At 68.9% G+C, this 12,380-nt stretch carries 13 protein-coding genes and 1 riboswitch; of the genes, 11 read left to right on the top strand and 2 right to left on the bottom strand.

All coding sequences use genetic code 11. From position 1 onward, the window contains the following. Positions 1-22: 22 nt before the first annotated feature. The 7 genes from JHL17_RS05470 (at position 23) to JHL17_RS05440 (ending at position 5,899) form a co-directional block, all read left to right on the top strand. The gene (locus JHL17_RS05470) at positions 23-343 is read left to right on the top strand and encodes a hypothetical protein (protein WP_200191050.1); all 321 of its coding nucleotides are present in this window, start codon (positions 23-25) and stop codon (positions 341-343) included. Positions 344-768: 425 nt separating this feature from the next. Then, a complete protein-coding gene (mgtE, locus tag JHL17_RS05465) occupies positions 769-2,229 on the top strand; it encodes a magnesium transporter (RefSeq protein ID WP_200191049.1) in 1,461 nt (486 codons plus the stop codon). 85 nt (positions 2,230-2,314) lie between these two features. Next, positions 2,315-2,416, top strand: a riboswitch (TPP riboswitch). Beyond that, positions 2,406-3,587, top strand: coding sequence for a glycine oxidase ThiO (thiO, locus tag JHL17_RS05460; protein ID WP_200191048.1), 1,182 nt, complete (start codon positions 2,406-2,408; stop codon positions 3,585-3,587). (Overlaps the previous riboswitch by 11 nt.) Then, positions 3,584-3,805, top strand: a complete 222-nt coding sequence (gene thiS, locus JHL17_RS05455) for a sulfur carrier protein ThiS (protein ID WP_200191047.1) — start codon at positions 3,584-3,586, stop codon at positions 3,803-3,805. The genes thiO and thiS overlap by 4 nt, the downstream gene beginning before the upstream one ends. A gap of 205 nt (positions 3,806-4,010) precedes the next feature. Then, entirely contained in the window at positions 4,011-4,811 is an 801-nt protein-coding gene (thiG, locus tag JHL17_RS05450; protein WP_200191046.1) for a thiazole synthase, read from the top strand. 135 nt (positions 4,812-4,946) lie between these two features. Then, entirely contained in the window at positions 4,947-5,390 is a 444-nt protein-coding gene (locus tag JHL17_RS05445) for a hotdog fold thioesterase (RefSeq protein ID WP_200191045.1), read from the top strand. A gap of 29 nt (positions 5,391-5,419) precedes the next feature. Beyond that, entirely contained in the window at positions 5,420-5,899 is a 480-nt protein-coding gene (locus tag JHL17_RS05440) for a hypothetical protein (RefSeq protein WP_247893333.1), read from the top strand. Positions 5,900-5,959: 60 nt separating this feature from the next. Here JHL17_RS05440 and JHL17_RS05435 read toward each other — a convergent pair whose 3' ends face one another. Both JHL17_RS05435 and JHL17_RS05430 read right to left on the bottom strand, forming a co-directional pair. Further along, complete coding sequence (locus JHL17_RS05435; RefSeq protein ID WP_200191043.1) at positions 5,960-8,164, bottom strand: DUF4139 domain-containing protein; 2,205 nt, start codon at positions 8,162-8,164, stop codon at positions 5,960-5,962. Positions 8,165-8,516: 352 nt separating this feature from the next. Then, positions 8,517-8,702 carry a hypothetical protein gene (locus tag JHL17_RS05430; RefSeq protein WP_200191042.1) on the bottom strand — a complete coding sequence of 62 codons (186 nt, stop codon included), beginning with the start codon at positions 8,700-8,702 and terminating at the stop codon, positions 8,517-8,519. A gap of 248 nt (positions 8,703-8,950) precedes the next feature. Between JHL17_RS05430 and JHL17_RS05425 the strand changes: the two genes are divergently transcribed. The 4 genes from JHL17_RS05425 to JHL17_RS05410 all read left to right on the top strand — a co-directional run bounded on the left by JHL17_RS05425 (position 8,951) and on the right by JHL17_RS05410 (position 12,053). Further along, positions 8,951-9,664: a response regulator gene (locus JHL17_RS05425; RefSeq protein ID WP_200191041.1), complete on the top strand. Its 714-nt coding sequence runs from the start codon at positions 8,951-8,953 to the stop codon at positions 9,662-9,664. A 103-nt stretch (positions 9,665-9,767) separates the two neighbouring features. Continuing rightward, on the top strand, positions 9,768-10,382 hold the full coding sequence (locus tag JHL17_RS05420; RefSeq protein WP_200191040.1) for a DsbA family protein: 615 nt from the start codon (positions 9,768-9,770) through the stop codon (positions 10,380-10,382). A 100-nt stretch (positions 10,383-10,482) separates the two neighbouring features. Then, positions 10,483-11,508, top strand: a complete 1,026-nt coding sequence (locus JHL17_RS05415) for a potassium channel family protein (RefSeq protein ID WP_200191039.1) — start codon at positions 10,483-10,485, stop codon at positions 11,506-11,508. 116 nt (positions 11,509-11,624) lie between these two features. Further along, on the top strand, positions 11,625-12,053 hold the full coding sequence (locus tag JHL17_RS05410) for a DUF1489 family protein (RefSeq protein ID WP_200191038.1): 429 nt from the start codon (positions 11,625-11,627) through the stop codon (positions 12,051-12,053). Positions 12,054-12,380: the final 327 nt, after the last annotated feature.

The following is a 12,380-nucleotide window of genomic DNA, read 5'->3' as shown; positions in this document are numbered from 1 at the left end:
TACTGAACATGTGGAGAATTTTATGGCGACTGTCGTGATGATGAAGCACCCACAGACGGGACTCACCAAGAAGGGGCTGGTCGGATTCAGCTGGACCACCCTGTTCTTCGGTGGCTTTCCCGCCCTGTTCCGCGGCGACTGGGGAATGGGGCTTCTCCTGACGCTGCTCGCCTTCTTCACCGGTAACATTTCCAGCATCATCGCCGCGTTTCTCTACAACAAGAGCTACACGTCCAAGCTGGTCGAAAAGGGCTACGTCTTCGCCGATACGGAGGCGTTGAATGGCCTCGCCCGTGCCAAGCTTGGCGTCGATCCGGCCGGCGCGGTTCCCAGCCCGACCTGACTGTGGAACACAGGCGGACCGTTCGGTTCGACTGCCGGGTCGTGACGACGGGCGGTGCGCAGTGCGGCACCGCCCTTTTTGGTTTTCCGTGGCTTTTCCCGCTAACGGATCTCGATGCGGCGGCCCGACGCGGCCCGGCGCAGCGCTGGGGCGTGATGGCAAAAGCGGCCGATCCCGCCGTTCCGCGCCGAACCGGGCTGGACAAACGGGAATAGCGCCTCTATGTCGGGGTCGCTTCCGCCGGCACCGGTCCCGTCCCTTGCGCCGGGTCACCGGTCGGCAGGCTTCCACAACCCGCAAGCCCCGAACGCCGCCGGCTGCCGTCCGATGTCGCGCAGCCGTCCCGCCGTTCCCATGTCGTCGCCGTCCTGCCGAAGACCGGGGCCGGCATTCGGGAGTTGCATCGTCGAAGGGAGGGTGCCGGCATGCACACCGATCCCCGCACGCCGGACCTGCGGCCGGACAGCGTGGCTCGTTCCCAGGGCCACTCCCCGGAACACGCCCACGGCACCCCGCATCCGGGATATGAGGCGGAGGACGAGCGCCCCTACGGCGTCGAGCCGGAATTCGTGGAAGAGATCGTCGGCCTGCTGCGCGCTCGCGAACGCGACGCCGTGCTGGCGCGGCTGGGCGGGCTGCATGCCGCCGACATCGCCGACCTGATCGAACAGGCCGAGCCGGCCGAACGCGCCGACCTGATCGACCTGCTTCCCGTCCAACTGGACGGCGAGGTGCTGTCCTACCTGAACCCGGACCTGCGCGAATCGCTGATCGGACGGTTCGAGCCGCAGGAACTCGCCGACGCCGTCGCCGACCTCGACACCGACGACGCGGTGGAGCTGATCGAGGATCTCGATGCCGAGACGCGGGCGCAAATCCTTGCGAAGCTGCCGGATGCCGAACGCGCGCTGGTGCAGGAGAACCTGACCTACGACGAGGACAGCGCCGGCCGCATGATGCAGCGCGAGCTGGTCGCGGTGCCGGAATTCTGGACGGTCGGCAAGACCATCGACTTCGTGCGGGCCGCGACCGACACGCTGCCGGAGGATTTCTACGACATCTTCATCGTCGACCCGATGCACCGGGTGGTGGGCGCGGTGCCGTTGTCGCGCCTGCTGCGCCAGCGCCGCGCCGTGCGCATCGCCGATCTGGTGACCGGCGAGGTCGACGCCATCCCCGCCACCATGGAGCGGGCGGAGGTGGCGAACCTGTTCCGTCAATATGCCCTGGTCTCCGCCCCCGTCATCGACGCCGCCGGCCGGCTGATCGGGGTCATCACCGTCGACGACGTCGTCCGCATCATCGACGAGGAGGCGGAGGACGACCTGCGCAAGCTGAGCGGGTCGGGCGACACCGGCGTGTTCAGCGGCATCGCCGACATCGCCCGCGGCCGCGTCGGCTGGCTGACCGTCAATCTCTTCACCGCGTTCCTGGCGTCGGGCGTCATCTCGCTGTTCGAGGGCACCATCGAGCAGATCGTGGCTTTGGCGGTACTGATGCCCATCGTCGCCTCGATGGGCGGCAATGCCGGCACCCAGACGCTGACCGTCGTCGTCCGCGCGCTGGCGACGCACGAACTGTCCTCCGCCAACGCCTATCGCGTGGTGGGCAAGGAACTGCTGGTCGGGCTGATCAACGGCGGCATCTTCGCCGTGATGGTCGGACTGATCGCGCTTGTCTGGTACGGCCCGCTGATCGGCGTCGTCATCGGGCTCGCCATGATCATCAATCTGGTGGTGGCGGGGCTGAGCGGCGCGCTGATCCCGCTCGGGCTGGAAAAGCTGGGCGTCGATCCTGCGGTGTCGAGCGCCGTGTTCCTGACGACGGTGACGGATGTCGTCGGGTTCCTGGGGTTCCTGGGGCTGGCGTCGGTGTTCCTGCTGTGACGCGGCGGGACCCGCTGCCGCGGAAGCGGGAGGGAGACAGGGTCGATTCCGCTTGTGGGGCCAGCGAAACATTGGCATAAGGCAAGCCATAGGCCTGGGGTGCCGCGCGGTGGTCGCGCGGCTGAGAACACACCCATCGAACCTGTCTGGGTAATGCCAGCGAAGGGAGCCGCCGCATGGTCCATGCGCCAGAACCGCATCCATTTTCCCGTCCCGGATCCGGGAGTCGTCCGTCCGTCGCCATCATCGGCGGCGGCTGCATCGGCCTTGCCATCGCCTGGAGGCTGGCGTCGGCCGGCTGCCGCGTCGACCTGTTCGAGCGCGGCGAGGCCGGGCGCGGCGCCACCCATGCCGCCGGCGGCATGCTGGCCGCCTGCGTGGAGACCGAACCGGGCGAGGAGGGGCTGCTGCCGCTGACCCGCGCCTCCCAGGCTCTGTGGCCGGACTTCGCCCGCGACCTGGAAGCGGCGAGCGGCATGGCCGTCGACCTGCGCACCGAAGGCACCATGGTCATCGCGCTGAACGCCGACGATGCCGCCAAGGTCCGCTTCCTGCACGGTTTCCAGCGCGACCTGGGGTTGCCGGTGGAATGGCTGGGCGGGGCGGAGGTGCGGCGGCGCGAGCCCTTCCTGCAGCCGGGTGTCGCCGGCGCCCTGTTCTGTGCCGGTGATCATCAGGTCGACAACCGCAAGGTCGCGGCCGCCCTGCGCTGCACCGCCGAGGCCGCCGGTGCCCGCCTGCACGAGCGCTGCGGCGCGGTGGCGCTGGCGGTGGAGGGCGGACGCGCCGTGGGGGTGCGGGTGGCTGAAACGCTGCACCGGGCCGACCGGGTGGTGCTGGCCGCCGGGGCGTGGTCGGCCGGCGTGCCGGGACTGCCGCCCGCCGCCAGACCGCCGGTGCGGCCGGTGAAGGGGCAGATGCTCTGCCTGCGGATGGACATCCGGCTGCCGCTGCTGCGCCATGTGGTGTGGACCCCCGGCACCTACCTGATCCCGCGGCTGGACGGCCGGCTGCTGATCGGCGCCACGACGGAGGAGCGCGGCTTCGACGATCGACTGACCGCCGGCGGGCAGTTCGCCCTGCTGGAGGGAGCATGGCGGGCGCTGCCCGGGATCGCCGAACTGCCGATCGAGGAAGCCTGGGCCGGTTTCCGCCCCGGCAGCCGCGACGATGCGCCGATCCTGGGCGAGAGCGGCATTCCCGGCCTGATCCACGCCACCGGCCATCACCGCAACGGCATCCTGCTGACCCCGGTGACCGCCGACGGCATCGCCCGGCTGGTGCTGACCGGTGAGATCGACTCGCTGCTGCGCCCCTTCGCCGCCGACCGCTTCGTTGCGGCGGGAGCCGCCGCATGAGCGCCGTCCTCCGCGATGCCATCCGGGTCAACGGCCGCGAGGAACCGCTGGCCGCCGCGTCCGTCGCCGAGCTTCTGGCCGGCCGCGGCATCGCCGCCGGGACGTTCGGCATTGCCGTCGCGCTGAACGGCGCCGTCGTCCCCCGCCGCCGCTGGTCCGAAACCCCGCTCCGGCCCGGCGACAGCCTGGAAATCGTCCGCCCTCTCCAGGGCGGCTGACCCTGTCATATTTCCTTCTCCCGCGCGCAGCCCGGGAAGAATCCCCTCTCCCCCCCGGGGAGAGGGTTAGGGTGAGGGGGTGGCACCGCAGGATTTTCCCGAAGATCCCGTTGCGCATCCCCCTCACCCCGACCCTCTCCCCGGGGGGGAGAGGGGGATTTTCCCAACTCGGTCGCGGGAGAGGGCCTTTGCGAAGGCACTCCCCATGTCTCCTACCGACACCCTCGCCATCGCCGGGCGCAGCTTCGGCTCGCGGCTGTTCCTCGGCACCGCCGGCTATCCGAATCAGCAGGTGATGCTCGACGCGCTGGCGGCCAGCGGCAGCGAACTGGTCACGCTGGCGATCCGGCGCATCAGCCTGGACGGCTATTCGGAAAGCCTCGTCGACGTGCTGGCCCGCGCCACCGCCGGGCGGCCGACCGGCCCGGTCGGGCTGCTGCCCAACACCGCCGGCTGCCTGACCGCCAAGGAGGCCGTGCTGACGGCCCAGCTGTCGCGTGAGGCGCTGGACACTCCCTGGATCAAGCTGGAGGTCATCGGCGACCGCGAACTGCTCTATCCCGACGTGGAGGAGTTGCTGCGCGCGACCGAGGAACTGGTGAACGACGGCTTCGTCGTGCTGCCCTATTGCAACGACGATCCGGTGACCTGCCGCAAGCTGGCCGATCTGGGGGCGGCGGCGGTGATGCCGCTGGGGGCCTTCATCGGCTCCGGCATGGGCATCCGCAACCCGCATGCCATCGAGACGATCTGCGCCCGCAGCCCGGTGCCGGTGGTGCTGGACGCCGGCATCGGCACCGCGTCCGATGCCGCTTTGGCGATGGAGCTCGGCTGTGCCGCCGTGCTGTTGAACACCGCGGTGTCGAAGGCGCGCGACCCGGTGCGGATGGCGGCGGCGATGCGCGACGCGGTCGGCGCCGGCCGTGCCGCCCGTCTGGCCGGCCGCATGCCGATGCGCGCCCATGCCGAACCGTCCAGCCCGCAGATGGGACTGATCGGCGGCTGATTGCGGCAGCCGACATCGGGGGGCTGACGGGCAAGGGGGCGGACAAGGTGACGCGCACTCCGTTCGGCCGCTTGATCCGGCGGGGCGGCTGACGCAGGCTGTCGCGCACCGCTCTTTTCCCGGAGACCCGCACCCGTGCCCGCCACCTTCGAACCCCGCACCCCCGATTGGAAGGCGCGCTGCTTCGCGTCCTTCGAACAGCAGCCGATCTGCAGGACGCTCGGCATCGAGATGGCGGCGATGGAGCCGGGCTTCTGCGAGATGCGCTTGCCGTTCCGCGCCGACCTGACCCAGCAGCATGGCTTCTTCCATGCCGGCATGGTCAGCACGCTGGCCGACAATGCCGGCGGCTATGCCGCGCTGAGCCTGATGCCCGCCGGGGCGGAGGTGCTGGCGGTGGAGTTCAAGATCAACCTGATGTCGCCGGCCAAGGGCGAGCTGATGATCGCCCGCGCCCGCGTGGTGAAGCCGGGCCGCACCCTGGTGATCACCCAGGTCGAGGTGTCGATGCTGGATGGCGGCGTGGAGAAGGACTGCGCCCTGATGCAGCAGACCGCCTTCTGCGTGATGCCGAAATGATGGTTCAACCGGTTCGAAAGAGGTCTTTCATGCTGTCTGCACGCCCGCTGTCCGTAAGTCTGCCGTCCCTGGCCGCCGCCCTTCTGCTGGCCGGCGGATTCGCCGCACTGGCCGCCTCTCCGGCGGAGGCCAAGGACCCGCCGTCCTGTGCCGCCATCTCCTTCCGCTCGCTGCCGGGCGGCGCCCCGGACGGCGAACAGGATGCCGGCCTCTACAAGTCGCGCTTCGGCAAGATCGAGGTGAAGGCCGACGTCAAGGGCGGGCAGGCCACCAACTACTACATGGTGCTGAACGGCAAGAAGGTGGACGGCCCGGCCAACCCGCCGAAGATGTCGGACTCCTGCCTGAAGTCCAAGCACGTCAAGCTGCCGCTCGCCAAGCAGACCCAGGGCACCTGCACCGGCAGCCGCTTCCGCGTCGTCGTCGACCGCTCCAGCGGCAAGCCGGTCGCCGCCTTCTTCGGCCTGCAGGGCGAGGATTGGGCCTATTGCAGCGCGACGACGCTGTAAAAGGACGGGACCCGAAAGGGGGGCGGAACCCCGCCGCCCCCCCGAAGTCTTCAAAAGTCTTCAGATCGCCAAAGCCTTCACCCGCTCGCGCAGCGTCTGCCGTGCCTTCTCCGCCTCCGCGCGGGCGGTGGTCAGGTCGCGAGCCAGGCCGTCCAGGCGGTTCTCCGCCTCTCCCATCTTGGCCAGCGTGCGCTTGTGCAGGTCGCTGCCCGCCGGCAGCGCCTTCAGGTTCTCACGCAGGCGGTCCTGGTCGGCGATGCGCTCGGTCCGCTCGTCCTCCAGTTCGGCGATGCGCCGTTCCTTCTCGGCGACGGCGGCACGCAGGCCGGCCAGCGTGGTCAGCGCCTGTCGCACCTCCGCCGGCAGTTCCGGGGCGGAAGCGCGGGCGGCGATCTGGTCGGCGCTCAGGTCGATCAGGACGATGCGCTCCTGCCGCGGCCGTTCCAGCGTGGCGGTCAGCGTCACCGTCTTGCCGGCCGGCACCGCCAGCGGCAGGCGGTAGGCGGCGGCGGTCGTGTCGGGCTTGGTGTCGGCCGGTTCGGCCAGCTCCCAGCCGGAGCGGCGCGGATGCTCGATCACCACGGTGCGATCGGTGTCCGGGGCGCCGGCCACCGTGTAGGTGGTGCTCTGCCGGTCGGTGACCGACAGGGTCAGCACGCCGTCGGCGAGGGTGGCGCGGGACAGGCGGCGGCTCGGCTTCTCCTCCCGGTCGACAGTGACCGCCTGATCGACGGCGAAGGACAGCAGCCGGCTGTCGCCCGCCGGCAGGGTCGCCATGCGCGCGTCGCCGACATAGGCGGCGCCGGCTCCGGAGCCGGTAGCGCCATCGCCCGAATTGCGGTCGTAGAAGGTCAGCAACCCCGGAGGCAGGGCGGTGTCGCCGTCGTTGCGCAGCCGCAGGGATGCCAGCGGATGGCGGGGGTCGGTGGCGGGCTGATAGAGCGCCACCCGTTCCACCGGCAGGGCGCGAGCGGCGATCGGCATCATCAGCGTTCCGCCGTTCGGCACGCTGACCGGCTGCGGGTAGTGGAACAGAACCTGCGCGCCCTCCGCCGCACCGGCTTCGGCGCCGCGCACCGCGGCCATCGCCCCCCCGGTTGCAGGCGTGCCAGCAGCGGCGCCGTAAGGCGCGGCCTTCGCCAGGGGTTCACCCATCGGTGCCGGGGCCGGCGGGGCCTCCATCGGCGGGGGGGCGGCCATCGCCGCCGCGGGCGGCGCCACGGTGCGCGACAACTCGGACCGCGGTCGCATCGCCGGGCGGGCATCGTTCAACGTCACCGTGCCTTCGTCGGCGCTGGGCAGGACCCGGCCGAGCACCTCCACCGGCACTTCAGGGCGCTCGACGAAATAGGGTGTGTAGAGCGCTTGCCGCAGGGTGACCGGGTTGCCCGAGACAACGGTCAGATCGACGTCGCGCCAGTCCTCGCCGCTGAGATTCTCCAGCACCGCCCAGCCCTGCAGGGCCCCCTTGCCGTCCTTTGCCTGCGCCTGTCCGGTCTGTGCGGACCCGGCCTCCAGGCTGAGCCGGTAGGTCGCCTTCCACAGCGGCATCTCCGCGACATAGCCGACCCGGACCCGCCGCTCGCCGGTCGCCTGGCCGTCCTGCGGCGCGTGGCTGTGCACGGTCAGCCGCCGCCGCTCCCGCCGGGCATTCTCGGCCACCGCCGACAGCGCCCGGTCGATCTGGGCCTGCACCGCCGGATCGGTGAAGCGCAACGCGTCGGCCTCCTCCAGCACCAGCTGGCGCAGGCCGTCGGCCGTCATCAGCGTCACCCGGTGGCGCGTGGTGGTGGCGTCGTTCCCCGGCAGTCGCACCGTCTCCTCCGTCACCGACATCAGCCGCCCGGTCAACTGGCGGGAGCCGCCGGACGTCACCTCCGCTCCCCGCATCGCGTTCAGCAGGGCGGCGGGGGAGGTCAGGTCGTCGGCCGAGAAGGGCAGTTCGCGGAAGGCGGTGTCCAGCGGCTCCGCCCCCGGCAGCCCGATGGTGCCGACGCCGCCCTTGTCGTCATAGACGACGATGCTCTTCAGCACGTCGTCGACCTGGTCGCGCCGCACTTCCAGCGACAGGTCGGCATCGCCGCTCACCGTCGCCTCATATTCGAAATAGCCGACGCCGCCGGTGGACAGCAGGACCCGGGTCAACGCCAGCTGTCCGCCCGTCGTTCCGGATGCTGGCCCGGATGCCGTCCCCGATGTCGCCGCCAGGGCCGCCGGTGCCGCCATCAGCAGGGCGGTGGAGGCGAGAAGGATGGCGCGGGTCATGGTGGGTCTCTCCGTTTCTGTGACTCCCGATCCTCGCAATAGGCACGAAATCGGGCGGGAATAGGGAGAGCGTTGGGGGGAGGGGGCCAATCCCGGCCGGTCAGGGTGCTGCCGCCAGCCAGCGATCCATCATCGCGCGCCACAGCGACGCGCCAGCATGGGCCGTGGCCTTTGGCGCCCGGCATGCAGCCCGAATGGTGGGCGCAACGCTCCGTCGCCGGACGGCGGTTGCCATCGGCAGGCAGGCGCTTCGCGGTTCTCGCCTGAATTTGGGCCTGGGACGTGACGCGGTGGGGAGGCATCGCCGCCGGGGCGTTGCAGACGGGCATGATGGCGGTCTTGATCGGAGGCCTCAGCCCAGCCGTCCGACGGAACGCGCCGAATCGAGGTGACGCCTCGCCTCGCCCAGGAGCAGCCGGTGCTGCGCCAGCGTTTCGCGGATCGAGCCATGCTGCCCATAGACCCGCACCTCGTTCAGCAGGCGGTCGGCGCGGTCGAGCAAGGCCAGGCGTTCAAGGCAATGATCGATGTTCGGCATGGCGGTGAACTCTCCCATCACGGATTGGTCCGACCCTCCTGTGGCGGGCGTCCCCTGTTCGATGGTCTGGATTTAAACCGCAACCCGTTTCTGGTTAATGTCTGCGGAAAGGTATTTTTGTGTCGCCGGTGTGGCCGGTGGTTTCAGCCAACTCATGCGGTCGGCGAATTGGCCGCGGCTGTTACGGGGTTGTAACGCATTGCGTGCCGCTCGCGCGTGAGATAAGAAGGGCTGGGGAGGTAACAGGCATGCACATTCTCGCGGTCGATGACGACGAGCCGATTCGGGAGCTTTTGGCCTCCTATCTGGCGGGAGAGGGCTACCGGGTCACGACGGCGCAGGATACCGCATCGGCCCGCCAGGCCCTGGATGGCGATCCCGTGGACCTCGTGGTCTGCGACCTGCGGCTGCCCGACGGCGATGGGCTGGGACTGGTCCGTCAGATCCGCACCGAATCGCAGATTCCCGTCATCATCCTCTCCTCCAAGGATCAGGACGTCGACCGCATCGTCGGGCTGGAGCTGGGTGCCGACGATTATCTGACCAAGCCTTTCAACCCGCGCGAACTGCTGGCCCGCATCAAGGCGGTCCTGCGCCGCGTCTCCAACGACGCCCGCCCGCCCCGCAATCCGGACGAACTGCGTGCCGTCGTCCAGTTCGCCAACTGGGAACTCGACCTCACCGCCCAGCGCCTGCGCGGGCAGGAGGGGCGCGAGGTGGAACTGACCAAGGCGGAGTTCGGCCTGCTCGCCGCCTTCGTCAAGCGGCCGCAGCGGGTGCTGACCCGCGACCAGCTGCTCGACCTCACCCGCGTCGACGGCGCCGAGGTGTTCGACCGCTCCATCGACGTGCTGATCCTGCGTCTGCGTCGCAAGATCGAGGCGAACCCGAAGGAGCCCCGTATCATCAAGACCGAACGCGGCGCCGGCTACGTCTTTGATACCAAGGTGCGGACCGTCTGATGGGGTAGCGTCCGGGAGGCAAGCCTTCCCCCGGACGCCCCGCTGGACGCTGCCGCGCGCCCGCGTTAGCCTTTCCGGAAAACCGAACGGGGAGGAAACGCGCGTGCCGGATCCCATCGATTTCTATTTCGACTTCGCCTCGCCCTACGGCTATTTCGCCAGTCTGCGCATCGACGAGTTGGCGGCGAATCACGGCCGCACCGTCACCTGGCGTCCGATCCTGCTCGGCGCCGTCTTCAAGGTGACGGGCATGAAGCCGAACCTGGAGCAGCCCCTGCGCGGCGAGTATCTGACCCATGACGTCGGGCGTATCGCCCGGCTGACCGGCGCACCCTTCACCTTTCCCGATTCCGCTCCGGTCAATGGCGTCGCCGCCTCGCGCGCTTTCTATTGGCTGAGCGACGACCATCCGGAGCAGGCGAAGCTCCTGGCGCGGGCGCTCTTCCATGCCCATTTCGGCGAGGGACAGGACATCGGCCCGGCCGGCGCGGTGGCGGAGATCGCGGCGAAGACGCTGGGCAGCCTCGGCATCGACCGCGCCGCAGTGACCACCGCGCTTCAGGATCCGGTGGTCAAGGACCGGCTGCGGACCGAGGTCGACGATGCGGTGGACCGCGGCGTCTTCGGATCGCCCTTCGTCATTGTCGATGGGGAGCCCTTCTGGGGGTGGGACCGGCTCGACATGGTCGATCGCTGGCTCGCCACCGGCGGCTGGTGAGGCGGAGCCTCCGGAGCGTCGCCGTGGGGGTGGAAAGTGCTGACGGTCGGGCCGGGCAAACCGCTATAAGCAGGAGATAAGACTACCGGTTTGCCGCCCCATGGATCAGATCGTTCCCGACCGCCGTCCCCGGACGAGCAGCCCGCCCCCGGCGGTTCCTCCCAACGGCCCACATGCCGGCCATGGGGGAGCCCACGGGAACAAGGGGGCGTCGAAGTCCTGGCTGGGCGGGGCCTTGCTGACGGCACTGCTGCTCGGCCTGATCGCGCTGTCGATCCGGTCGGTGTCGGGCAATCTGACCTTCGTTCTGCTGGGATCGGTCGGCCTCGTGGTCGGCGCCTTCCACTACCTGTTTCCCGGCAGCCAGTTCTTCACCTTGGCGCTGACCAATTTCATCGGCGTCTACGCCTGCATCTTCGTGTTCTTCCTCGAAAGCAATTTCCAAAACATCAGCCCGTTGACGCAGAGCATCGCCTTCGCCATGCCGCTGCTCGGCTTTCTCGGCGGGGCCTGGTGGCGGGCCGGCGACATCCGACGGATCGTGATGTCGCGCAGGCTGCGGGAAGGCGGCCATTTCGACCGCATCTTCCTGTGGATGGCGCCGCTCTGGGGCATCGGCGCCCTGACCTTCCTGGTGCCGGGACAGGACATGGACACGCAGACGGTTGGCGCCGTCTTCCTGCTGGCGATGTCGGCGATTGCCGTCATCGTGGTCTTGGTGTCGCGCGACATCGCCATCTTCCTGCTCGATGCCGGCCTGCTCTTCGAAGGCTTCTTCCAGCAATCGGCACGTCTGGTCCTGCCGGCCTTCGCCTTCCTGACCTTCTATTCGCTCTGCATCATCCTGTTCGGTGCCATCTACACCATCATGGATCGCTTCATGGCGGAGCCGAATTTCGTGATCGAGGGTGTTCGGCGCGACATCACCTTCGCCGAGGGCATCTATTTCTCGATCGTGACCTTCGCCACCGTCGGCTATGGCGACATCCACCCGGTATCCGGACCTGTTCGGCTGGTTTGCGGCATTGAGATCGTCATGGGCGTGCTGTTGCTGCTGTTCGGCTTCAGCGCAATCATCGGCCATACCCGGCCGGCGGGCCGGCCGGACCGCAACGATCTGCTCTGAGGCCGCATCCGCTCCGCAGCCTCATCCACGGGACAATCCTGCATAGCGCACTATGTCAGGGGGCGCGCTATGTTAGCCGCCACTCCGTCCTTCACGTCAGAGACTTCACGGTCCCCATGCCTCTCCATCTCATCAAGCTCGCCGTCGGCGTCCGCGACCTCGACCATCTGGCGGAGCTTCAGGACCGCCGCGCCGTGACGGCCGGCGGCCGGACCCGCATTCCCGTCTATACCCGTCGTCTTCCCAAGCGCGGCGACGAACTGCTGGCCGGGGGCTCGATCTATTGGGTGATCAAGGGCAGCGTCCTGGTGCGCCAGCCCATCCTCGCCATCGACACCGATACCGACGAGGAAGGGGAGAGCTACTGCACCCTGCAGATCGCCGCCGAGCGGGTGCAGACGGTGCCGACCGCCCACCGTCCGTTCCAGGGTTGGCGCTATCTGGCCGCCGAGGCCGCTCCCCAGGATCTCTCCGCCGCCGGCGGGGCGGGGGATGAATTGCCGGCCGAGATGGCGGCGGAATTGCGGGCGCTCGGGCTGCTCTGACGAAAATATCAGTCGGCTCAGCGAACATAAAAATACGGAAGGCGACGNGGATGCGGAAGAGCGGCCGGTGCGACGCGTCTCGGCGTTGCGGGTTCTTTGACAAGTACATACCGTGTTGTGAGAAGGGATGCGCAGGCGGCGGCAGTTGGTAGCCGTTGCGGCCTTGGGGTGTTGGTTCTTAAGGGGATCGGCACAATCGAGGATCGTCTGTGCATCTTTTGAGCAGAGAAACTGTAACAGTATCGACGTTTCAGGAGATCGCTATCGGCGGTCCTGTCAGTCGTGGATTTCGGTCCGCGATCTGAACCTGAGAGTTTGATCCTGGCT

This window comes from Azospirillum endophyticum (assembly GCF_016595245.1).
Lineage (GTDB): Bacteria > Pseudomonadota > Alphaproteobacteria > Azospirillales > Azospirillaceae > Azospirillum > Azospirillum endophyticum.
This window is presented reverse-complemented; position numbering and strand designations above follow the sequence as displayed.